20 protein-coding genes are annotated in these 21,893 nt (G+C 58.8%); 17 read left to right on the top strand and 3 right to left on the bottom strand.

Annotated elements, in window-relative coordinates; genetic code table 11:
- Positions 1-85 precede the first annotated feature (85 nt).
- Positions 86-304: a translation initiation factor IF-1 gene (gene infA / locus B0D71_RS15225; RefSeq protein WP_002553999.1), complete on the top strand. Its 219-nt coding sequence runs from the start codon at positions 86-88 to the stop codon at positions 302-304.
- A 349-nt stretch (positions 305-653) separates the two neighbouring features.
- Here infA and clpA read toward each other — a convergent pair whose 3' ends face one another.
- Positions 654-2,924 (bottom strand): ATP-dependent Clp protease ATP-binding subunit ClpA, encoded by a 2,271-nt coding sequence (gene clpA, locus B0D71_RS15220; protein WP_103395488.1) that lies wholly within the window; start codon positions 2,922-2,924, stop codon positions 654-656.
- A gap of 30 nt (positions 2,925-2,954) precedes the next feature.
- Positions 2,955-3,317 carry an ATP-dependent Clp protease adapter ClpS gene (gene clpS, locus B0D71_RS15215; RefSeq protein ID WP_015094394.1) on the bottom strand — a complete coding sequence of 121 codons (363 nt, stop codon included), beginning with the start codon at positions 3,315-3,317 and terminating at the stop codon, positions 2,955-2,957.
- A gap of 224 nt (positions 3,318-3,541) precedes the next feature.
- Between clpS and cspD the strand changes: the two genes are divergently transcribed.
- The gene (gene cspD, locus B0D71_RS15210; protein WP_103395487.1) at positions 3,542-3,796 is read left to right on the top strand and encodes a cold shock domain-containing protein CspD; all 255 of its coding nucleotides are present in this window, start codon (positions 3,542-3,544) and stop codon (positions 3,794-3,796) included.
- A gap of 79 nt (positions 3,797-3,875) precedes the next feature.
- Here the strand turns inward: cspD and icd are convergent, their stop codons facing one another.
- Entirely contained in the window at positions 3,876-5,132 is a 1,257-nt protein-coding gene (gene icd, locus B0D71_RS15205; protein WP_057399856.1) for an NADP-dependent isocitrate dehydrogenase, read from the bottom strand.
- Between icd and B0D71_RS31475 the strand changes: the two genes are divergently transcribed.
- The 15 genes from B0D71_RS31475 to nuoF all read left to right on the top strand — a co-directional run bounded on the left by B0D71_RS31475 (position 5,131) and on the right by nuoF (position 21,790).
- Positions 5,131-5,298, top strand: a complete 168-nt coding sequence (locus B0D71_RS31475) for a hypothetical protein (RefSeq protein ID WP_165798722.1) — start codon at positions 5,131-5,133, stop codon at positions 5,296-5,298. The genes icd and B0D71_RS31475 overlap by 2 nt on opposite strands.
- Before the next feature lie 327 nt (positions 5,299-5,625).
- The gene (locus B0D71_RS15200; protein WP_103395486.1) at positions 5,626-7,851 is read left to right on the top strand and encodes an NADP-dependent isocitrate dehydrogenase; all 2,226 of its coding nucleotides are present in this window, start codon (positions 5,626-5,628) and stop codon (positions 7,849-7,851) included.
- Between the two features lie 191 nt (positions 7,852-8,042).
- Positions 8,043-8,489 (top strand): NUDIX hydrolase, encoded by a 447-nt coding sequence (locus tag B0D71_RS15190; RefSeq protein WP_103395485.1) that lies wholly within the window; start codon positions 8,043-8,045, stop codon positions 8,487-8,489.
- A gap of 59 nt (positions 8,490-8,548) precedes the next feature.
- Complete coding sequence (mnmA, locus tag B0D71_RS15185) at positions 8,549-9,694, top strand: tRNA 2-thiouridine(34) synthase MnmA (RefSeq protein WP_103395484.1); 1,146 nt, start codon at positions 8,549-8,551, stop codon at positions 9,692-9,694.
- Entirely contained in the window at positions 9,691-10,314 is a 624-nt protein-coding gene (gene hflD, locus B0D71_RS15180) for a high frequency lysogenization protein HflD (protein ID WP_103395483.1), read from the top strand. The genes mnmA and hflD overlap by 4 nt, the downstream gene beginning before the upstream one ends.
- A 124-nt stretch (positions 10,315-10,438) precedes the next feature.
- Positions 10,439-11,809: an adenylosuccinate lyase gene (gene purB, locus B0D71_RS15175; RefSeq protein ID WP_103395482.1), complete on the top strand. Its 1,371-nt coding sequence runs from the start codon at positions 10,439-10,441 to the stop codon at positions 11,807-11,809.
- An 86-nt stretch (positions 11,810-11,895) separates the two neighbouring features.
- Positions 11,896-13,065 carry a ribosomal protein uL16 3-hydroxylase gene (locus B0D71_RS15170; protein WP_103395481.1) on the top strand — a complete coding sequence of 390 codons (1,170 nt, stop codon included), beginning with the start codon at positions 11,896-11,898 and terminating at the stop codon, positions 13,063-13,065.
- On the top strand, positions 13,058-13,483 hold the full coding sequence (locus B0D71_RS15165; protein WP_103395480.1) for a GNAT family N-acetyltransferase: 426 nt from the start codon (positions 13,058-13,060) through the stop codon (positions 13,481-13,483). Before B0D71_RS15170 ends, B0D71_RS15165 begins: the two co-directional genes overlap by 8 nt.
- Before the next feature lie 276 nt (positions 13,484-13,759).
- Positions 13,760-14,533 carry a secretin N-terminal domain-containing protein gene (locus B0D71_RS15160; protein ID WP_103395479.1) on the top strand — a complete coding sequence of 258 codons (774 nt, stop codon included), beginning with the start codon at positions 13,760-13,762 and terminating at the stop codon, positions 14,531-14,533.
- A 476-nt stretch (positions 14,534-15,009) separates the two neighbouring features.
- On the top strand, positions 15,010-16,335 hold the full coding sequence (aceA, locus tag B0D71_RS15155; protein ID WP_007970439.1) for an isocitrate lyase: 1,326 nt from the start codon (positions 15,010-15,012) through the stop codon (positions 16,333-16,335).
- 646 nt (positions 16,336-16,981) lie between these two features.
- The gene (locus B0D71_RS15145; protein ID WP_003223812.1) at positions 16,982-17,395 is read left to right on the top strand and encodes an NADH-quinone oxidoreductase subunit A; all 414 of its coding nucleotides are present in this window, start codon (positions 16,982-16,984) and stop codon (positions 17,393-17,395) included.
- 10 nt (positions 17,396-17,405) lie between these two features.
- Positions 17,406-18,080, top strand: coding sequence for a NuoB/complex I 20 kDa subunit family protein (locus tag B0D71_RS15140; RefSeq protein ID WP_007970441.1), 675 nt, complete (start codon positions 17,406-17,408; stop codon positions 18,078-18,080).
- Positions 18,081-18,153: 73 nt separating this feature from the next.
- Positions 18,154-19,938 (top strand): NADH-quinone oxidoreductase subunit C/D, encoded by a 1,785-nt coding sequence (gene nuoC / locus B0D71_RS15135; protein WP_103395477.1) that lies wholly within the window; start codon positions 18,154-18,156, stop codon positions 19,936-19,938.
- A 2-nt stretch (positions 19,939-19,940) separates the two neighbouring features.
- Positions 19,941-20,438, top strand: coding sequence for an NADH-quinone oxidoreductase subunit NuoE (gene nuoE, locus B0D71_RS15130; protein WP_008053447.1), 498 nt, complete (start codon positions 19,941-19,943; stop codon positions 20,436-20,438).
- Positions 20,435-21,790: an NADH-quinone oxidoreductase subunit NuoF gene (gene nuoF, locus B0D71_RS15125; protein WP_103395476.1), complete on the top strand. Its 1,356-nt coding sequence runs from the start codon at positions 20,435-20,437 to the stop codon at positions 21,788-21,790. The genes nuoE and nuoF overlap by 4 nt, the downstream gene beginning before the upstream one ends.
- Positions 21,791-21,893: the final 103 nt, after the last annotated feature.

Here is a 21,893-nt window from a genome sequence, read left to right as displayed (position 1 = left end):
ACCCCACTTTTCGGGCACAATGCACGCCGCTTTTGCCTGGCGCAGTTGCACCGGGCCATTCATTGGACACCGAGGGCTTTACTGCATGTCGAAAGAAGACAGCTTCGAAATGGAAGGCACTGTCGTCGACACCCTGCCCAACACCATGTTTCGTGTGGAGTTGGAAAATGGGCACGTCGTAACCGCGCACATCTCCGGCAAGATGCGCAAGAACTACATCCGTATTCTTACCGGCGACAAAGTGCGCGTCGAGCTGACTCCCTATGACTTGAGCAAAGGGCGCATCACTTACCGCGCCCGCTAAGGTAGGAGCGAGCTTGCTCGCGAAAAACCTGAGAGCACCGCGTCAAGTCAGAGTCCCCGCTTCATCGTTGACGAACATCGCGAGCAGGCTCGCTCCTACAGGCGTAGGGCCGGCTCACTAATCTAGTCAACACAAAACGCCCGGCTTATGCCGGGCGTTTTTGTTTGTCTGCGATTTACCTGCCGCACTCGGACAATGTGAGCGAGCTTGCTCGCGAATGCGATCCGGCTGACACAAGGATGCTGGATATGCCGACGCTTTCGCGCCCCCCCCCCCACACTGGATTTGTGCATGACCTGCAGACAACAAAAAGGCGCCTCTCGGCGCCTTTTTGTTTTGCTTCTGAACGTCAGGCCATCTCGGCCGTGGTCTCGAACTCGAAGGTCAGTTCGCCGTCCTTGATGTCGATGTGCACCACACCGCCATGCTCGGCCAGTTCGCCAAATAGGATCTCCTCCGCCAGCGGACGCTTGATCTTATCCTGGATCAGGCGAGCCATTGGGCGAGCCCCCATCGCCGCGTCGTAACCACCTTCGGCCAGCCAGCTGCGGGCCGCGTCGGTGACTTCCAGCAACACTCGCTTGTCTTCCAGCTGCGCCTGAAGCTCGGTAAGGAACTTGTCCACCACGCTTTTGATGACCTCATGGCTGAGGCGACCAAACTGGATGATGGTGTCCAGACGGTTGCGGAATTCCGGCGTGAAGCTCTTCTTGATCACCTCCATCGCATCGGACGAATGATCTTGATAGGTGAAACCGATCGAAGCGCGGGCTGCGGTCTCGGCACCGGCGTTGGTCGTCATGATGACGATCACGTTACGGAAATCCGCCTTGCGCCCGTTGTTATCGGTCAACGTACCGTGGTCCATCACCTGCAGCAGCAGGTTGAAGACTTCCGGATGCGCCTTCTCGATCTCATCGAGCAACAGCACGCAGTGTGGCTGCTTGGTGATGGCCTCGGTCAGCAGGCCGCCCTGATCGAACCCGACATAACCCGGAGGCGCACCGATCAGACGCGATACGGTGTGGCGCTCCATGTACTCGGACATGTCGAAACGAATCAGCTCGACACCCAGCGCCTTGGCCAACTGGCGCGCCGCTTCGGTTTTACCGACACCGGTAGGCCCGGCGAACAGGAACGAACCGACAGGTTTGTCAGGGGACTTGAGGCCGGCACGGGACAGCTTGATCGCGGTGGCCAGCGAATCGATCGCGGCATCCTGACCAAACACGGTCAACTTCAGGTCTCGTTCAAGGTTACGCAGCAGCTCCTTGTCGGAACTGGTGACGTGCTTTGGTGGAATCCGCGCGATTTTCGCGACGATGTCCTCGACCTGAGGCACTTCGATGCGTTTGACACGCATCTCGACCGGTTGCAGGCGCTGGTAGGCACCCGCCTCGTCGATCACATCGATCGCCTTGTCCGGCATGTGCCGGTCATTGATATAGCGCGAAGCCAGTTCAGCGGCGGCACGCAGGGCTTCATCACTGTATTCGATATTGTGATGGCTTTCGAAACGCCCCTTCAGGCCGCGCAGAATGCCAATGGTGTCTTCCACCGAAGGCTCAGACACATCGACCTTCTGGAAGCGCCGGGCCAAGGCACGGTCCTTCTCGAAGATGCCGCGGAATTCCTGGAAGGTAGTCGAGCCGATGCAACGGATATCACCCGAGGACAGCAGTGGCTTGAGCAGGTTCGAAGCATCCATGACGCCACCGGATGCGGCACCCGCACCAATGATGGTGTGGATCTCGTCGATGAACAGGATCGCCTGCGGACGTTTTTTCAGCTCATTGAGCAACGCTTTGAAGCGCTTCTCGAAATCGCCACGGTACTTGGTACCGGCCAGCAAGGCACCCAGGTCAAGGGAGTAAACCACGCTGTTGGCCAGCAGGTCCGGCACCTGGTTGTCGACAATGCGCTTGGCCAGGCCTTCGGCAATCGCGGTTTTACCCACGCCAGCCTCGCCCACCAGCAGCGGATTGTTTTTGCGACGACGCGCCAGGATCTGCGCAACACGCTCGACTTCCAGCTCACGGCCCACCAACGGATCAATACGACCCTGGCGCGCGAGTTCATTGAGGTTGCTGGCATAAGCATCCAGCGGATTGCCTGAGGAAGAAGACTCACCGCCCTCGTCGTCCTGCATATCTTGCTCACCTTCAGAGTGATCGCCATGCCCCGGCACCTTGGAAATGCCATGGGCGATGTAGTTGACGACATCTATACGGGCAACGCTCTGCTGTTTCAGCAGGAACACCGCCTGACTCTCTTGCTCACTGAAGATCGCGACCAGCACATTGGCGCCAGTCACTTCGCGCTTGCCCGAGCTCTGTACGTGAAACACAGCACGTTGCAGGACACGCTGGAAGCCCAGGGTTGGCTGGGTTTCGCGATCCTCGTCATGCACGGGGATCAATGGCGTGGTGGAGTCGATGAACTCCTGCAGGTCATGCTTGAGTTTGTCGAGGTTCGCGCCGCACGCACGCAAAACGGTGGCGGCAGCCTCATTGTCCAATAGGGCCAACAGCAGGTGTTCGACGGTCATGAATTCATGACGCTTCGAACGGGCCTCCTTGAAGGCAAGATTGAGGGTGACTTCGAGCTCGCGGTTTAACATAGCTTCACCTCATACCCAAGTGTCCGGCGATTAACCGTCCTTCTCGATTTCACAGAGTAGCGGATGCTGGCTTTCCCTGGCGTACTGGTTGACCTGCATGGCCTTGGTCTCGGCGATGTCGCGGGTAAACACTCCACATACTGCCCGTCCTTCTGTATGGACGGCCAGCATGACCTTGGTCGCCAGCTCGCGATTCAGGTTAAAAAACACCTCGAGCACTTCGACGACGAAATCCATCGGTGTGTAGTCATCGTTGAACAAAACCACCTTGTACATCGGCGGCGCCTGAAGTGCAGGCTTTGCCTCCTGAACTGCAATGCCTGCGGAATCGTCGTCGTGTAAATCAGGGCGATCCTGATTGAATGTTAGTCGAATCTGGCTGATTGCATGCATGGAAAGAAAGGTTCGTCAGTTGTTCAAATACATTGGTGGGGGCGGCTATCAGCGATTTCAACTCCGACTGCCGGGTCAGCTTGACTATCGGCAAAACGGTGTTACAACCAATAGAGCCCACAGTGGGTAAAAAAGGTCCGCGGAGTCAATCTTATTTACAGATTCGACTGCGGATGTACTGGATGATACTCCAGTGATGGAGTCTGTTGCAGAGGGAGTTGGGTATGGCAGTCGGCAAGGTGAAGTGGTTCAACAATGCCAAGGGTTACGGATTCATCAATGAGGAAGGCAAGACAGAAGACCTGTTTGCCCACTACTCGGCCATTAAAATGGATGGCTATAAAACCCTGAAAGCCGGGCAAGCTGTCGTATTTGACATCATCCAGGGCCCCAAAGGCCTGCACGCGGTCAACATCGGCAACCCAGTGGATGCTTCAAAAGCAACGACATCCGCCACTGATCAGACCGTTACGGTTTAACGCCGCAACGTCATCCAGTCATAAAAAAACCGCCTGACTCAACTTGTTGAATCAGGCGGTTTTTGTGTGCTCGCGTTTTTTACATGTGCGAGATCAGCGCATCACCGAAGCCGGAAGACGAAACCAGTTTCGCACCCTCCATCAGGCGCTCGAAGTCATAGGTCACGGTCTTGGCGGAAATCGCGCCATTGGTGCCCTTGATGATCAGGTCGGCTGCCTCGGTCCAGCCCATGTGGCGCAGCATCATTTCAGCAGACAGAATAAGCGAACCGGGGTTGACCTGGTCCTTGCCGGCGTACTTCGGTGCCGTACCGTGGGTGGCTTCGAACATGGCCACGGTGTCGGACAGGTTGGCACCTGGCGCGATACCGATACCACCCACTTCCGCCGCCAGGGCATCGGAGAGGTAGTCGCCGTTCAGGTTCAGGGTCGCGATCACATCGTACTCGGCCGGGCGCAGCAGGATCTGCTGGAGCATGGCGTCGGCGATGGCATCCTTGACGACAACGTTCTTGCCGGTTTTCGGGTTCTTGAACTGCATCCATGGACCGCCGTCGAGCAGGGTCGCGCCGAACTCCTCAGCCGCCACTTCGTAAGCCCATTCCTTGAAGGCACCTTCGGTGAACTTCATGATGTTGCCTTTGTGCACAATAGTCAGCGAGTCGCGATCATTGTCGACAACATATTGCAGGGCCTTGCGCGCCAGACGCTTGGTGCCTTGCAGGGAAACCGGTTTGACGCCGATACCGCAGTTCTCATCGAAACGGATCTTGGTAACGCCCATTTCTTCTTTAAGGAACTTGATGACCTTGGTGGCTTCGGGCGTACCCGCCTTCCACTCGATGCCGGCGTAGATGTCTTCAGAGTTCTCGCGGAAGATGGTCATGTCGACATCGCCTGGCTTCTTGACCGGGCTAGGTACACCTTCGAACCAGCGCACCGGACGCAGGCAGACGTAAAGGTCGAGTTGCTGGCGCAGGGCCACGTTCAGGGAACGGATGCCGCCACCGACCGGGGTGGTCAGCGGGCCCTTGATGGAAACTACGTAATCCTTGACTGCATCCAGGGTTTCCTGAGGCAGCCAGGTGTCCTGATCGTAAACCTGAGTCGCTTTTTCCCCGGCGTACACTTCCATCCAGGAAATCTTGCGCTCGCCACCGTAAGCCTTCTTAACAGCAGCATCGACAACCTTGATCATGACCGGGCTGATGTCGACACCAATGCCGTCGCCTTCGATGAAGGGGATGATCGGGTTATTAGGAACATTGAGAGAATGGTCTGCATTGACGGTGATTTTGTCGCCGACGGCTGGAACCTGAATCTTCTTGTAACCCATGCTGAACTCCATTGATTGGATTGAACATCTGGCTTGGTTCGAGCGTAACCCAGTTGAATCGGCGCGCAAACCCTATGTTCCGCTCAACTGCCGCAAAGCCCTGAAAGTCGTGAGCTACAAGCCTGAAAGCAAAGGGAAAAACGCCAAACTCAAGCACGACGAATGACCTTACGCCCTGTTCGCCCCTGCGACCTTTAGACCAATGGACGACATTCGTTGCGTATGAACCATCGGCAGATTGCCAGCTTCCTATGTATAATGCCGCCGCTGACTAAAGGGTCACGTCAGGTTGAACAGCTCTACGACGAGCATTTCCGCCAGTTAGACCGGTCTGTTACCGCAGCCCGGCCACTTGACACCCTACTGATGCACCCAACATCACAGCAACGAAACCTCGATATTCGGCTCATGGATGACTTTGAACGAACGCGCTTACCCGGCGCCCTCGAGTTTCTGCGCACGCTTTAGCAAAGAAGAGAGAGTTAATCCGAATATGCCCACCCGCTCGAAGATCATCTATACCTTCACCGACGAAGCCCCAGCCCTCGCCACCTATTCACTGTTGCCTATCATCGAGGCCTACACCGCTTCGGCCGATATCGCCGTTGAAACCCGCGATATCTCTCTTGCAGGGCGCATCCTGGCCAGCTTCCCCGAGCAACTGGGCGACAAAGCCGTAGCCGACCACCTCGCCGAACTGGGCGCGCTGGCCGTTACGCCTGAAGCCAACATCATCAAGCTGCCAAACATCAGCGCTTCGGTTCCACAACTGCAAGCCGCGATCAAAGAGCTGCAAGCCCAGGGCTACAACCTGCCGGACTACCCTGAAACCGTGACCTGCGACGCCGACAAAGAAGCCAAGGCGCGCTACGACAAGGTCAAGGGCAGCGCCGTGAACCCGGTTCTGCGTGAAGGCAACTCCGACCGCCGCGCACCGCTGTCGGTCAAGAACTACGCACGCAAGCACCCGCACAAAATGGGCGCCTGGGCCAAGGACTCCAAGTCCCACGTCGCGCACATGAGCGCCGGCGATTTCTACGGCAGCGAAAAAGCTGCCCTGATCGACGCCGCTGACGCCGTGAAAATCGAACTGATCGCTCAAGACGGCACCGCCACCGTCCTGAAGGAAAAGACCAGCGTACAAGCCGGTGAGATCCTCGATTGCGCAGTCATGAGCAAGAACGCCCTGCGCACCTTCATTGCCGCTGAAATCGAAAGCGCCAAGGCCCAAGGCGTGCTGCTGTCGGTTCACTTGAAAGCCACCATGATGAAGGTCTCCGACCCGATCATGTTCGGCCAGATCGTTGCCGAGTTCTATAAAGACGCACTGACCAAGCATGCTGACGTGCTGGCACAGATCGGTTTTAACCTGAACAACGGCATCGGCGACCTGTACGCCCGCATCAAGGCCTTGCCTGCCGAGCAGCAAGCTGCGATCGAAGCCGACATCCAGGCGGTCTACGCCGTTCGCCCTTCCCTGGCGATGGTCAACTCCGACAAAGGCATCACCAACCTGCACGTGCCGAGCGACGTAATCGTCGACGCCTCGATGCCGGCGATGATCCGTGACTCCGGCAAGATGTGGGGCACCGACGGCCAGTTGCACGACACCAAGGCCGTGATCCCGGATCGCTGCTACGCCACCATCTACCAGGCAGTCATCGAAGACTGCAAGGCCAACGGGGCGTTCGATCCGACCACCATGGGCAGCGTGCCAAACGTTGGCCTGATGGCGAAGAAAGCCGAAGAGTACGGCTCCCACGACAAGACTTTCCAGATCAAGGCTGACGGCGTTGTTCGCGTCACCGACAGCAAGGGCAACCTGCTGCTGGAGCAGTCGGTCGAAGCCGGCGACATCTTCCGCATGTGCCAGACCAAAGACGCGCCGATCCAGGACTGGGTCAAACTGGCCGTCAACCGTGCCCGTGCAAGCGCGACCCCGGCGATTTTCTGGCTGGACCCAATGCGCGCCCACGATGGCGTGGTGATCGAGAAAGTTCAGGCTTACCTGAAGGATCACGACACTGCCGGCCTGGACATCCAGATCATGTCGCCTGTCGACGCAATGAAGTACACCCTGCAGCGCACCCGCGAAGGTAAAGACACCATCTCGGTAACCGGCAACGTACTGCGCGACTACCTGACCGACCTGTTCCCGATCATGGAACTGGGCACCAGCGCCAAGATGCTGTCGATTGTGCCGCTGATGAACGGCGGTGGCCTGTTCGAAACCGGCGCCGGCGGTTCGGCACCCAAGCACGTTCAACAACTGCTGGAAGAAAACTTCCTGCGCTGGGATTCGCTGGGTGAATTCCTGGCCCTGGCCGCGTCCCTGGAACACCTGGGCGTGAACTACAACAATCCAAAGGCGCTGGTTCTGGCCAAGACCCTGGACCAGGCCACCGGCCAGTTCCTGGACAACAACAAGTCGCCATCGCGCAAAGTCGGCAACATCGACAACCGCGGCAGCCACTTCTACCTGGCGCTGTACTGGGCTCAGGCCCTGGCCGCCCAGACCGAAGACACTGCACTGCAAGCGCAGTTCGCGACCCTGGCCAAAACCCTGACCGAGAACGAGGCGACCATCGTTGCCGAACTCAACGCCGTTCAGGGCAAGCCAGTGGACATCGGCGGTTACTACCACGCCGACGCCGAACTGATCAGCAAGGCCATGCGCCCAAGCGCAACCTTCAACGCGGCTGTCGCTGCGCTGGTTTAAGGTTGTAAGGGAACATCACAAACCCCGGCCCTGTGCCGGGGTTTGTGTTTTCAGACCTTACACAAATCCCATGTGGGAGCGGGCTTGCTCGCGAATGCGGTTTATCATTCAACATCTTCATTGACTGATACGCCGCTATCGCCAGCAAGCCGGCTCCTACAGGGATCGCATTTCAACATCGAGGGCATTTTATGGACTGGAAACCCCACATCACCGTCGCCACCATCGTCGAAGACAACGGCCGCTTCCTGATGGTCGAAGAACTCAAGCACGGGCGCGTGGTGCTCAACCAGCCCGCCGGCCATCTGGACCCGCATGAAACCCTGACCGAAGCCGCCGTGCGCGAGACCCTCGAGGAAACCGGCTGGGACGTCGAACCAACCGGCGTACTGGGCATTTATCTCTATACTGCCCCGAGCAACGGCGTGACCTACCAACGGGTCTGCTTCATCGCCAAAGCGATCAAACACCACGCGGATTATCAACTGGACGACGGCATCGTCGGCGCCAAGTGGTTGACCCGTGAAGAATTAATCGAGCAGCGCGACAACTGGCGCAGCGAGCTGATCATCCGTTGCATCGACGACTATCTGGCAGGCATTCACTTCGACCTCGAATTGATCCGTCCTTCTCTTTAGCCTTGCGGGCCTGACCCTGTTAGAATCGCGTCCTTTTTCAAGACACTCATCGAATTCCTATGCGTGATCCAGCTCCTTCTGACACACAAAAGAAGCGCGTCATTGTCGGCATGTCCGGCGGCGTGGACTCTTCCGTTTCCGCCCTCCTGCTGATCGAGCAGGGCTATGAGGTGGAAGGCCTGTTCATGAAGAACTGGGAAGAAGACGATGGAACGGAATACTGCACCGCCATGGATGACCTGGCGGACGCTCAGGCTGTTTGCGACAAGATTGGCATCAAGCTGCACACCGCCAACTTCGCCGCCGAGTACTGGGACAACGTATTCGAACACTTCCTGGCCGAATACAAGGCCGGGCGCACGCCGAACCCGGATATCCTGTGCAACCGCGAGATCAAGTTCAAGGCGTTCCTCGACTACGCCATGATGCTTGGCGCCGACTTGATCGCCACCGGTCATTACGTGCGTCGCCGCGACATCGATGGGCGCACCGAACTGCTCAAGGGCCTGGACCCAAACAAGGACCAGAGCTATTTCCTGCACGCCGTCGGCGGCGAACAGATCGCCAAGACCCTGTTCCCGGTTGGCGAACTGGAAAAGCCACAAGTGCGTGCCATCGCCGAGAAATACGAGCTGGCGACCGCAAAGAAGAAGGATTCCACCGGGATCTGCTTTATCGGCGAGCGCCGCTTCAGCGACTTCCTCAAGCAGTACCTGCCGGCGCAACCGGGCGAGATCAAGACCACCGAAGGCGAAATCATCGGCCGTCACCACGGCCTGATGTACCACACCATCGGCCAGCGCCAGGGCCTGGGCATCGGCGGGCTGAAAGACGCCAGCGACGAGCCGTGGTACGTGTTGATCAAGGACCTGGAACACAACGAGCTGATCGTTGGCCAGGGCAACGATCACCCATGGCTGTTCTCCCGCGCCCTGCTCGCTTCGGATATCTACTGGGTCAACCCGGTCGACCTGAGCCAGCCACGCAAGCTGACCGCGAAAGTGCGGTATCGCCAGAGCGACCAGCCCTGCACCCTGGAAAAAACCGCCACCGGTTATCGCGCAACCTTCGATGATCCGCAGCGCGCGGTCACTCCGGGACAGTCCGTGGTGTTCTACGACGGTGAAATCTGCCTCGGCGGCGGCGTGATCGAAGTGGCCGAACCATGGACCAGCAAGGACATTCCCGAAGGCGAGCACCCATGAGCCCGATCCAGGAGCAATTGACAGCACTGGGTGGCGTGTTTCTCGCCGCCGTGCTGGTGGACAGGATCGCCAAGACCGGCCAGACCCACGAGGCCGGCCTGACCTGCATGCTCGGCAGCCTGCTGATTCGCGACCCCAAGGACACGCTGGAAGTCTACGGTGGCGACGACATCAATCTGCGCGAAGGCTATCGCGCATTGATCGGCGCCCTCGAACGCGACCCAAGCGCCCTGCAACGCGAACCGCTGCGCTATGCCCTGGCCATGCTCGGCCTTGAGCGCCAACTGGCCAAGCGTAGCGACATGCTGGACGTAATTGGCAAGCGCCTGCCGCAAATCCAGTCCCAGGTCGAACACTTCGGCCCGGCCCACGAAAACGTGATCGCCGCCTGCGGCGCGCTGTATCAGGACACCCTGAGCACCCTGCGCCAACGCATCCAGGTGCACGGTGACATGCGCAACCTGCAACAACCGAGCAACGCCTCGAAAATTCGCGCCCTGCTGCTGGCCGGCATCCGTTCGGCACGCCTGTGGCGGCAATTGGGCGGTCATCGCTGGCAGTTGGTGATCAGCCGCCGCAAATTGCTGAAAGAGCTTTACCCATTGATGCGTAACGAATAACCCGCATCGACAGCACCGAACTTTGCAATACGCGTAATACGCCGGTCAGTTGGCGACGGACCGGCGGATTTTTTCATGTATGATACGCGCCCCATTTCGTTGCCCGACTGTCCGAGAACACCCCATGCAGCTCTCTTCGCTCACTGCGGTTTCCCCTGTTGACGGCCGCTACGCCGGCAAAACCCAGGCCCTGCGCCCAATTTTCAGCGAGTACGGCCTGATCCGTGCCCGCGTCCTGGTTGAAGTGCGCTGGCTCCAGCGCCTGGCCGCTCACCCTGCCATCAGCGAAGTGCCGGCGTTCTCCGCCGAAGCCAACGCCGTGCTGAACGCCCTGGCGGAAAACTTCTCTCTGGAGCACGCCGAGCGCGTCAAAGAGATCGAGCGCACCACCAACCACGACGTCAAAGCCATTGAATACCTGCTCAAAGAGCAGGCGGCCAAGCTGCCGGAACTGGCCAAGGTCAGCGAATTCATCCACTTTGCCTGCACCAGCGAAGACATCAACAACCTGTCCCACGCCCTGATGCTGCGCGAAGGCCGTGATGACGTGATGCTGCCGCTAATGCGCCAGACCGCCAACGCCATCCGTGAGCTGGCCATCCGCTTCGCCGACGTGCCAATGCTGTCGCGCACCCACGGTCAACCGGCCTCGCCGACCACCCTGGGCAAAGAACTGGCGAACGTGGTTTACCGTCTGGAGCGTCAAATCGCCCAAGTCGCTGCCGTGCCGCTGTTGGGCAAGATCAACGGCGCTGTTGGCAACTACAACGCACACCTGTCGGCCTACCCCGAGATCGACTGGGAAGCCAACGCCCGCGCCTTCATCGAAGACGAGCTAGGCCTGGGCTTCAACCCGTACACCACGCAGATCGAGCCGCACGACTACATCGCCGAGCTGTTCGACGCGATCGCGCGCTTCAACACCATCCTGATCGACTTCGACCGCGACATCTGGGGCTACATCTCCCTGGGTTATTTCAAGCAGCGCACCATCGCTGGCGAAATCGGTTCGTCGACCATGCCGCACAAGGTCAACCCGATCGACTTCGAAAACTCCGAAGGCAACCTGGGCATCGCCAACGCACTGTTCCAGCACCTGGCGAGCAAGCTACCGATCTCCCGCTGGCAGCGCGACCTGACCGACTCCACCGTACTGCGCAACCTCGGTGTCGGCTTCGCCCACAGCGTGATCGCGTACGAAGCCAGCCTCAAGGGCATCAGCAAACTTGAGCTCAACGAGCAGAAGATTGCCGCTGACCTGGACGCCTGCTGGGAAGTATTGGCCGAGCCGATCCAGACCGTGATGCGTCGCTACAACATCGAAAACCCGTACGAAAAGCTGAAAGAACTGACCCGCGGCAAGGGCATCAGCCCAGAAGCGCTGCAGACTTTCATCGACGGCCTGGACATGCCAGCCGCCGCCAAGGCCGAGCTGAAGCTGCTCACCCCGGCCAACTACATCGGCAACGCTGTAGCGCAAGCCAAACGCATCTGATCGACCGCTAGACCCTTTTAAGACGCCCGGCAGCGCCGGGCGTTTTTATTCCCGTATGAAAAGTGCATTTTTTCAATAGGTTACACATGAATCCTGACACTCCTCTTCAACTTCTGGGCGGCATCACGGCACGGGAATTCCTGCGCGACTACTGGCAGAAAAAGCCGCTGCTGATCCGTCAGGCAATTCCTGATTTCGAAAGCCCGATCGACGCCGACGAACTGGCCGGCCTGGCGCTGGAAGAAGAAGTCGAATCGCGCCTGATCATCGAGAATGGCGAGCGCCCATGGGAATTGCGTCGCGGCCCGTTCGCCGAAGATGAATTCAGCAAATTGCCTGAACGTGATTGGACCCTGCTGGTTCAAGCCGTGGATCAGTTCGTACCGGAAGTCAGCGAACTGCTGGAAAACTTCCGCTTTCTGCCGAGCTGGCGCATTGACGACGTGATGATCAGCTACGCAGCGCCAGGTGGCAGCGTCGGTCCGCACTTCGACAACTACGACGTGTTCCTGCTGCAAGGCCACGGCAAGCGCAACTGGAAGATCGGCCAGATGTGCAACACCGAAAGCCCGCTGCTGGCTCACGCCGACCTGCGCATCCTCGCCGAATTCGAAGCGACTGACGAATGGGTGCTGGAACCGGGCGACATGCTGTACCTGCCACCGCGCCTGGCTCATTGCGGCGTCGCCGTCGATGACTGCATGACCTACTCCGTCGGTTTCCGTGCGCCGAGCGCTGCTGAAGTGCTGACCCACTTCACTGACTTCCTCAGCCAGTTCCTGTCGGACGAAGAACGCTACACCGACGCCGACGCGGTGCCGACAGCCGATCCTCACCAGATCCAGCGCGACGCACTCGACCGCTTGAAAGGCCTGCTGGCCGAGCATATGAGCGACGAACGCCTGCTGCTGACCTGGTTCGGCCAGTTCATGACCGAGCCACGCTACCCGGAACTGGTGGTGGGCCCGGAAGAAGTCGAAGAAGAAGACTTCATGAACGAGCTGGAGCAAGGCGCGATCCTGATTCGCAACCCGAGTGCACGCCTGGCGTGGTCCGAAGTCGACGACGACCTGCTGCTATTTGCCAGCGGCCAGAGCCGTTATCTGCCTGGCAAACTGCGCGAACTGTTGAAGATGATCTGCGCCGCCGACGCGCTGCACGCCGACAACCTCGGCGAATGGCTGAAAGATGAAGACGGCCGCGGCCTGCTGTGCGAACTGGTCAAGCAAGGAAGCCTGGGGTTTGCCGATGAATAAGATTCACGTATGTGTCGCAGACTGGCAAAAGGACAACGCCGAAATCCGGCGCATTCGTGAAGCGGTGTTCGTCGCCGAACAGTCAGTTCCACCTGAACTGGAATGGGATGCCGATGACATTGATGCAGTGCATTTCCTCGCTTACGAAGGTGACTTTCCGATTGGCACCGCCCGCCTGCTGCCCGACGGCCACGTTGGCCGAGTGTCGGTGCTCAAGGATTGGCGCGGCCTGAAGGTCGGCGATGCACTGATGCAAGCGGTCATCGGCGAAGCCGAAGAGCGCGGACTCAAGCAGCAGATGCTCAGCGCCCAGGTACAAGCCACGGCGTTCTATGAGCGCCTGGGCTTCAACATGGTCAGTGAGGAGTTCCTGGAAGCCGGGATTCCGCATGTGGACATGGTTCGCCATTCCGCTTGAGATTTTGTGGTAAAGGAGCTTGCTCCTTCACCACAAAAGCTGCATGCAAACACCACAAAACGCCCCGCCATTTTCGGATGCCGGGGCGTTTTGCTGTCTACGATTCAACTAGTGCCACCCTGGGCCGACAAACTGGCACTATCAACACCTGTAGGAGCGAGCTTGTTCGCGATGGACTTGAGGGCGACGCGGGGTGTCAGACTTCACGCATTATCGTTGACGACCATCGCGAGCAAGCTCGCTCCTACACAAATCATAATGCCGGAGATAACGGATATGTCCCTACGCACCCTGCTCAGCACCCTGCTCAGCACCCTGCTGGTGGCCTGCAGCTTTTCGGCCATGGCAGCCACCGAAATCGTGACCCTGAACTACCACACCAGTGCCGACCTGCTGCCGGTAGCGCAGGACTTCATCGGCAAGGACGGACAGGTCAGCGCCTACGGCAATCAATTGATCGTCAACGCCGATCAACGCAAGATCGACGAACTTAAAGCTCTTCTTTCGCAACTCGATACAGCACCCAAGCGCCTGCTGATCACTGTCGATACCAGCGACAATAACTTCCAGGGCGACCAGGGTTATTCGGTGAACGGCGCCAAGCCCAGCCAGACCCGCATCATCAACTACAGCACCGACAGTCGTGACGGCGGCATCCAGCAGGTACAGGCCAGCGAAGGCGCACCGGCGCTGATCCAGGTTGGCCAGAGCGTGCCTTTGACCAGTTCGCAAACCGACTCCTACGGCGACCTGCGCAGCCAGACTGAATACCGCAATGTCACCCAGGGTTTCTACGTCACCGCAAACGTCACCGGCGATATCGTTCACCTGTCGATCAGCACTAACCGTGACCGCATGAGCCAGGAACGTCCCGATGTAGTGAACGTACAAAGTACCGACACAACTGTCACTGGCCACCTTGGCGAGTGGATCCTGCTGGCCGGGGTGAATGGCCAGACCCAGGCCGACAAACAGAGCCAGACCCGCAGCTACTCAACCCAGAGCCGCAACGACATGACTTTGCGTGTGAAAGTCGACACCTTGGACTAAAGCACCAAAAACTGACTGACGAGTCGTATTAGACCAAAGATGTAGTGCCTGAAAAAAAGCACTACAAAACGTTTGACGAGCCAAAAAAGCGAAGGCATGATGGCCTCGCTCCCGCTAATCAGGGGCCCTGGCAAGGGCCTTCGAGGCGATGTTCGCAACCTACCCCCGCGAACCGCTTCGTGTCTGTACCGCCCACAAGGTGTGTTTGACGAGGTTGTCGACTGGAACGAAGTTGTCCCGAGGGACGGAAGCGTAATTAGGTAACCCGGCAGCACACTGATGTTCGTACCAAGGCCCACGACGCCCGAATGCGCCCGCAGTTCGCCTTTACCTGCTCACTTCCCCTCGAGCCCATCGTTCATCCCGTCGCCCTCCCCGCCGAATCCGACTTGACCATCAAAGCTTCTGGTCAGCGAGCGCAGGAATTTTCCACCGCAGAACAACTTTTCATAAAGACGCGACGAGGTTTATCTCCCATGGCACTGACACGCGAACAGCAAATTGCAGCCCTCGAAAAAGACTGGGCTGAAAACCCGCGCTGGAAAGGCGTGACACGCACTTACTCCGCTGCTGACGTCGTCCGCCTGCGTGGCTCGGTTCAACCTGAGCACACCTTTGCAAAAATGGGCGCCGAGAAGCTGTGGAACCTGGTCACCCAGGGTGCCAAGCCGGCCTTCCGTCCTGAGAAAGATTTCGTCAACTGCATGGGTGCCCTGACTGGCGGCCAGGCTGTTCAACAAGTCAAAGCCGGTATCCAGGCGATCTACCTGTCGGGCTGGCAAGTGGCTGCGGACAACAACTCCGCCGAATCGATGTACCCGGACCAATCGCTGTACCCGGTGGACTCGGTTCCAACCGTGGTCAAGCGCATCAACAACTCGTTCCGTCGTGCCGACCAGATCCAGTGGAAAGCCGGCAAGAACCCGGGCGACGCTGGTTACATCGACTACTTCGCGCCAATCGTGGCTGACGCTGAAGCCGGTTTCGGCGGCGTACTGAACGCTTACGAGCTGATGAAGAGCATGATCGAAGCAGGCGCCGCCGGCGTTCACTTCGAAGACCAACTGGCCTCCGTGAAGAAATGCGGCCACATGGGCGGTAAAGTACTGGTTCCTACCCAGGAAGCCGTACAGAAGCTGACCGCTGCCCGTCTGGCAGCTGACGTCGCCGGCACGCCGACCATCATCCTGGCCCGTACCGACGCCAACGCCGCTGACCTGCTGACTTCCGACTGCGACCCGTACGACCAGCCATTCGTGACTGGCGAACGTACCCAGGAAGGCTTCTACAAAGTGCGCGCCGGTCTGGACCAGGCCATCGCTCGCGGCCTGGCCTACGCCCCATACGCCGACCTGATCTGGTGCGAAACCGCCAAGCCAGACCTGGACGAGGCTCGTCGCTTCGCTGAAGCGATCAAAAAGGAATACCCGGACCAACTGCTGTCCTACAACTGCTCGCCTTCCTTCAACTGGAAGAAAAACCTGGACGACGCGACTATCGCCAAGTTCCAGCGCGAACTGTCCGCCATGGGCTACAAGCACCAGTTCATCACCCTGGCCGGCATTCACAACATGTGGCACAGCATGTTCAACCTGGCGCACGACTACGCCCGTAACGACATGACTGCCTACGTGAAGCTGCAAGAGCAGGAATTCGCTGACGCCGCCAAGGGTTACACCTTCGTGGCTCACCAGCAGGAAGTGGGCACCGGCTACTTCGACGACATGACCACCGTGATCCAGGGTGGCTCGTCTTCGGTTACCGCGCTGACCGGTTCGACCGAAGAAGAACAGTTCCACTGATCTGCTTCGCCTGAGTAAACGGCCGCTGCGGACCGATTAGAAACTGCAACGCCGCACATCTGACGCCCCGACCGCCTGGTTCGGGGCGTTTTTTTTGCGCGCGATTCAATGAACGCCCCTCTGTAGGAGCGAGCTTGCTCGCGAAAAACTCAAGAGCACCACTGGGAGTCAGGTTTTGCGCGTTATCGTTCGCGACCATCGCGAGCAAGCTCGCTCCTACAAGGATAGGCGGCAGCCTCGACAAAAACATTGATCCAGCGCGTCATCCACCGTCCGAAAATCCGCTAAAACGCTCACCGCCGCTACTTGCTGTAACGCACAAATAAGACAACTTCCCGAGCATCCGAAGGATAAGCAGTTTAAAAACCACGGCAAACAATATTGATTATCATTTAGCTGCAACTATGTTCATTACATTCCCTACAAAACATAATTGACGAAATGCCGGCTAACGCCCAAGGCGCAAGGCCTGCAGGGGTTTTCACGCGCGCCACGTCCTTATTCCTATAAATAATTTCGCTATAGGAATTTTACTTGCCGGGTGTTTAGCCATAAAATCAGCGGGATTGATTGCTGCGACATATCGTCACTGCTTTTGTTTCTTTTCAAGCTCAGAGACCCTTGCTCTCTGTTAAGGATTACCAGCATGCCCGAAGCGACAGGACTCATGGCCCACAACTGGGGCTTTGCCATTTTCCTTCTAGGCGTCGTCGGCCTCTGCGCCTTCATGCTGGGCGTTTCCAGCCTCCTCGGGTCAAAAGCCTGGGGCCGCAGCAAAAACGAACCGTTCGAGTCCGGCATGCTACCTACAGGTGGCGCCCGCTTGCGGCTCTCAGCCAAATTCTATCTGGTCGCGATGCTCTTCGTGATCTTCGATATCGAAGCCCTCTTTCTCTTTGCATGGTCTGTGTCCGTCCGCGAAAGCGGCTGGACCGGATTCGTCGAAGCTCTCGTTTTCATAGCAATTCTGTTGGCAGGCCTTGTCTACCTATTCCGAGTGGGCGCCCTTGACTGGGCTCCGGAAGCTCGGCGCAAGCGGCAAGCGAAGCTGAAACAATGAGGCTTTGGCAATGCAATACAATCTCACCAGGATCGACCCCGATGCTCCTAACGAGCAGTATCCGATTGGCCAACGGGAAACCGTTTCCGATCCGTTAGAAGATCAAGTCCACAAAAACATTTTCATGGGCAAGCTCGAAGACGTGCTTAACGGCACGATCAACTGGGGGCGCAAGAACTCCCTGTGGCCGTATAACTTCGGTCTTTCGTGCTGCTACGTGGAAATGACCACCGCCTTCACGGCGCCCCACGACATCGCGCGCTTTGGCGCCGAGGTTATCCGGGCATCGCCGCGCCAGGCGGATTTCATGGTTATCGCCGGTACCTGCTTCATCAAGATGGCGCCGATCATTCAGCGTCTCTACGAGCAAATGCTCGAACCTAAATGGGTCATCTCGATGGGTTCGTGCGCCAACTCCGGTGGCATGTACGACATCTACTCCGTCGTTCAAGGGGTGGACAAGTTCCTGCCCGTGGACGTCTACGTGCCTGGCTGCCCGCCCCGCCCTGAAGCTTTCCTGCAAGGCCTGATGCTGTTGCAGGAGTCGATTGGACAGGAGCGTCGCCCACTTTCCTGGGTCGTTGGCGATCAAGGCGTGTACCGCGCCGAGATGCCTTCCGAAAAGGAAAAGCGCCGCGAACAGCGTATTCAGGTAACCAACCTGCGCAGCCCCGACGAAGTCTGATCCAGATCTGCTTCTTTAATAGAACAAGAATCTGGCTTCATTCTTTACGTTGACCGAAAGCGATAAAATAACCATGACTACAGGCAGTGCTCTGTACATCCCGCCTTACAAGGCAGACGACCAGGATGTGGTCGTCGAACTGAATAACCGTTTTGGCCCCGAGGCGTTCACCGCCCAGGCTACCCGCACCGGCATGCCGGTGCTTTGGGTTGCCCGCGCCAAACTCGTCGAAGTCCTGACTTTCCTGCGCAACCTGCCCAAGCCGTACGTCATGCTCTATGACCTGCACGGCGTGGACGAACGTCTGCGCACCAAGCGTCAAGGGCTGCCGAACGGCGTCGACTTCTCCGTGTTCTATCACTTGATGTCGATCGAACGTAATAGTGACGTCATGATCAAAGTCGCCTTGTCCGAGAGCGACCTCAGCCTGCCCACCGTCACCAGCATCTGGCCGAACGCCAACTGGTACGAGCGTGAAGTCTGGGACATGTACGGCATCGACTTCAAAGGCCACCCTCACCTGTCGCGCATCATGATGCCGCCGACGTGGGAAGGTCACCCGCTGCGCAAGGACTTCCCGGCGCGCGCCACCGAATTCGATCCGTTCACCCTGAACCTGGCCAAGCAGCAGCTCGAAGAAGAGTCCGCGCGCTTCAAGCCGGAAGACTGGGGCATGAAGCGTTCCGGCCCGAACGAGGACTACATGTTCCTCAACCTCGGCCCGAACCACCCGTCCGCGCACGGTGCGTTCCGCATCATCCTGCAGCTGGACGGCGAAGAAATCGTCGACTGCGTACCGGACGTCGGTTACCACCACCGTGGTGCCGAGAAGATGGCCGAGCGTCAGTCCTGGCACAGCTTCATCCCGTACACCGACCGTATCGACTACCTCGGCGGCGTGATGAACAATCTGCCGTACGTGCTCTCGGTCGAGAAGCTGGCCGGTATCAAGGTGCCGGAGAAGGTCGACGTCATCCGCATCATGATGGCCGAGTTCTTCCGGATCACCAGCCACCTGCTGTTCCTGGGTACCTACATCCAGGACGTCGGCGCCATGACCCCCGTGTTCTTCACCTTCACCGACCGCCAGCGTGCGTACACGGTGATCGAAGCCATTACCGGTTTCCGTCTGCACCCGGCCTGGTATCGCATCGGTGGCGTCGCCCACGACCTGCCGCGCGGCTGGGAAAAACTGGTCAAGGACTTCGTCGAGTGGATGCCCAAGCGTCTGGACGAATACCAGAAAGCCGCACTGGACAACAGCATCCTGCGTGGCCGGACCATCGGCGTTGCCGACTACAACACCAAAGAGGCCCTGGAATGGGGCGTTACCGGTGCTGGCCTGCGTTCGACCGGTTGCGATTTCGACCTGCGTAAAGCGCGCCCGTACTCGGGTTACGAGAACTTCGAATTCGAAGTGCCGCTGGCCGCCAATGGCGATGCCTACGACCGCTGCATCGTGCGTGTCGAGGAGATGCGCCAGAGCATCAGGATCATCGACCAGTGCCTGCGCAACATGCCGGAAGGCCCGTACAAGGCGGATCACCCGCTGACCACGCCGCCGCCGAAAGAGCGCACCCTGCAGCACATCGAAACCTTGATCACGCACTTCCTGCAAGTTTCGTGGGGCCCGGTCATGCCGGCCAACGAATCCTTCCAGATGATCGAAGCGACCAAGGGCATCAACAGTTATTACCTGACGAGCGATGGCGGCACCATGAGCTACCGCACCCGGATTCGTACCCCAAGCTTCCCGCACCTGCAGCAGATCCCTTCGGTGATCAAAGGCAGCATGGTCGCGGACTTGATCGCGTACCTGGGTAGTATCGATTTCGTTATGGCCGACGTGGACCGCTAAGCATGAACAGCACGCTTATCCAGACAGACCGTTTCACCTTGAGTGAAACCGAGCGCTCGGCCATCGAGCACGAGTTGCATCACTACGAAGACCCGCGCGCGGCGTCGATCGAAGCCCTGAAGATCGTCCAGAAGGAACGTGGCTGGGTGCCGGACGGCGCCTTGTACGCCATTGGCGAGATCCTCGGCATCCCGGCCAGCGACGTTGAAGGCGTGGCGACGTTCTATAGCCAGATCTTCCGTCAGCCGGTCGGCCGTCACATCATTCGCGTCTGCGACAGCATGGTTTGCTACATCGGCGGCCACGAGTCCGTGGTCAGCGAAATCCAGAGCAAACTCGGCATAGGCCTGGGTCAGACCACCACCGATGGTCGTTTCACCCTGCTGCCGGTCTGCTGCCTCGGCAACTGCGACAAGGCGCCGGCGTTGATGATCGACGACGACACTTTCGGTGATGTGCAGCCCGCAGGCGTTGCCAAATTGCTCGAGGGCTACGTATGACCCTGACTTCTTTCGGTCCAGCCAACCGCATCAAGCGTTCGGCCGAGACTCACCCGCTCACCTGGCGTCTGCGTGACGACGGCGAAGCCGTCTGGCTCGACGAGTACCAGGCCAAGAACGGTTACGCCGCTGCGCGCAAGGCCTTCGCCGACATGGCTCAGGACGACATCGTCCAGACCGTGAAAGACTCCGGCCTCAAGGGCCGCGGCGGCGCAGGCTTTCCCACTGGCGTGAAGTGGGGCCTGATGCCAAAGGACGAATCCATCAACATCCGCTACCTGCTGTGCAACGCGGATGAAATGGAGCCCAACACCTGGAAAGACCGCATGCTGATGGAGCAACTGCCCCATCTGCTGATCGAAGGCATGCTGATCAGTGCCCGCGCGCTGAAAACCTACCGTGGCTACATCTTCCTGCGTGGCGAGTACACCACTGCCGCCAAGCACTTGAACCGTGCCGTGGAAGAAGCCAAGGCAGCGGGCCTTCTGGGCAAGAACATCCTGGGCAGCGGCTTCGATTTCGAGCTGTTCGTCCACACCGGTGCCGGGCGTTACATCTGCGGTGAAGAAACCGCACTGATCAACTCCCTCGAAGGTCGCCGCGCCAACCCGCGCTCCAAGCCGCCCTTCCCTGCCGCCGTTGGTGTGTGGGGCAAGCCGACTTGCGTGAACAACGTTGAAACCCTGTGCAACGTGCCGGCGATCATTGCCGACGGCGTGGACTGGTACAAGTCGTTGGCCCGGGTCGGCAGTGAGGATATGGGCACCAAGCTCATGGGCTTCTCCGGCAAGGTCAAGAACCCTGGCCTGTGGGAACTGCCATTTGGCGTGACCGCTCGCGAACTGTTCGAAGACTACGCCGGTGGCATGCGCGACGGTTACAAGCTCAAGGCCTGGCAGCCAGGCGGCGCCGGTACCGGCTTCCTGTTGCCGGAGCACCTGGACGCACAAATGTACGCCGGCGGCATCGCCAAAGTGGGCACCCGTATGGGTACCGGCCTGGCCATGGCGGTGGACGACAGCGTCAACATGGTGTCCCTGCTGCGCAACATGGAGCAGTTCTTCGCCCGCGAATCCTGCGGCTTCTGCACCCCGTGCCGCGATGGCTTGCCATGGAGCGTCAAGCTCCTGATGGCCATCGAGAACGGCCAGGGTCAGCCAGGCGACATCGAGACCCTGCTGGGTCTGGTCGGTTTCCTCGGCCCGGGCAAGACCTTCTGTGCTCACGCACCGGGCGCCGTGGAGCCGTTGGGCAGCGCAATCAAATACTTCCGCCATGAGTTCGAAGCCGGTATCGCGCCTGTCAGCGCCGCCGTCCCGCCTCTGGCAAGGCCGATCGTAGTCGGCGCGTAAACGCTTAAAAAAGGCGAAGGGTCCGTGCCCTTCGCTTTTCGTGTGATGACGCCTTTACCGGCTGTGTTGATTCACGCGGATAACAAGATTCCATTAGCCACGC

This window comes from Pseudomonas laurylsulfativorans (assembly GCF_002906155.1).
GTDB lineage: Bacteria > Pseudomonadota > Gammaproteobacteria > Pseudomonadales > Pseudomonadaceae > Aquipseudomonas > Aquipseudomonas laurylsulfativorans.
The sequence above is the reverse complement of the archived record's forward strand: the minus strand, read 5'-3'. Positions and strand labels throughout refer to the sequence as shown.

What these genes read in the sequence shown, in the direction of transcription:
- B0D71_RS15145 (WP_003223812.1), top strand. Translation starts at nt 16,982, where the DNA reads ATGCCCGAAGCGACAGGACTCATGGCCCACAACTGGGGCTTTGCCATT.
- B0D71_RS15170 (WP_103395481.1), top strand. Translation starts at nt 11,896, where the DNA reads ATGAATCCTGACACTCCTCTTCAACTTCTGGGCGGCATCACGGCACGG.
- B0D71_RS15165 (WP_103395480.1), top strand. Translation starts at nt 13,058, where the DNA reads ATGAATAAGATTCACGTATGTGTCGCAGACTGGCAAAAGGACAACGCC.
- nuoE (WP_008053447.1), top strand. Translation starts at nt 19,941, where the DNA reads ATGAACAGCACGCTTATCCAGACAGACCGTTTCACCTTGAGTGAAACC.
- aceA (WP_007970439.1), top strand. Translation starts at nt 15,010, where the DNA reads ATGGCACTGACACGCGAACAGCAAATTGCAGCCCTCGAAAAAGACTGG.
- B0D71_RS15190 (WP_103395485.1), top strand. Translation starts at nt 8,043, where the DNA reads ATGGACTGGAAACCCCACATCACCGTCGCCACCATCGTCGAAGACAAC.
- nuoC (WP_103395477.1), top strand. Translation starts at nt 18,154, where the DNA reads ATGACTACAGGCAGTGCTCTGTACATCCCGCCTTACAAGGCAGACGAC.
- cspD (WP_103395487.1), top strand. Translation starts at nt 3,542, where the DNA reads ATGGCAGTCGGCAAGGTGAAGTGGTTCAACAATGCCAAGGGTTACGGA.
- infA (WP_002553999.1), top strand. Translation starts at nt 86, where the DNA reads ATGTCGAAAGAAGACAGCTTCGAAATGGAAGGCACTGTCGTCGACACC.
- hflD (WP_103395483.1), top strand. Translation starts at nt 9,691, where the DNA reads ATGAGCCCGATCCAGGAGCAATTGACAGCACTGGGTGGCGTGTTTCTC.
- purB (WP_103395482.1), top strand. Translation starts at nt 10,439, where the DNA reads ATGCAGCTCTCTTCGCTCACTGCGGTTTCCCCTGTTGACGGCCGCTAC.
- B0D71_RS15200 (WP_103395486.1), top strand. Translation starts at nt 5,626, where the DNA reads ATGCCCACCCGCTCGAAGATCATCTATACCTTCACCGACGAAGCCCCA.
- nuoF (WP_103395476.1), top strand. Translation starts at nt 20,435, where the DNA reads ATGACCCTGACTTCTTTCGGTCCAGCCAACCGCATCAAGCGTTCGGCC.
- mnmA (WP_103395484.1), top strand. Translation starts at nt 8,549, where the DNA reads ATGCGTGATCCAGCTCCTTCTGACACACAAAAGAAGCGCGTCATTGTC.
- clpS (WP_015094394.1), bottom strand. Translation starts at nt 3,317, where the DNA reads ATGCATGCAATCAGCCAGATTCGACTAACATTCAATCAGGATCGCCCT.
- icd (WP_057399856.1), bottom strand. Translation starts at nt 5,132, where the DNA reads ATGGGTTACAAGAAGATTCAGGTTCCAGCCGTCGGCGACAAAATCACC.
- B0D71_RS31475 (WP_165798722.1), top strand. Translation starts at nt 5,131, where the DNA reads ATGCTGAACTCCATTGATTGGATTGAACATCTGGCTTGGTTCGAGCGT.
- clpA (WP_103395488.1), bottom strand. Translation starts at nt 2,924, where the DNA reads ATGTTAAACCGCGAGCTCGAAGTCACCCTCAATCTTGCCTTCAAGGAG.
- B0D71_RS15160 (WP_103395479.1), top strand. Translation starts at nt 13,760, where the DNA reads ATGTCCCTACGCACCCTGCTCAGCACCCTGCTCAGCACCCTGCTGGTG.
- B0D71_RS15140 (WP_007970441.1), top strand. Translation starts at nt 17,406, where the DNA reads ATGCAATACAATCTCACCAGGATCGACCCCGATGCTCCTAACGAGCAG.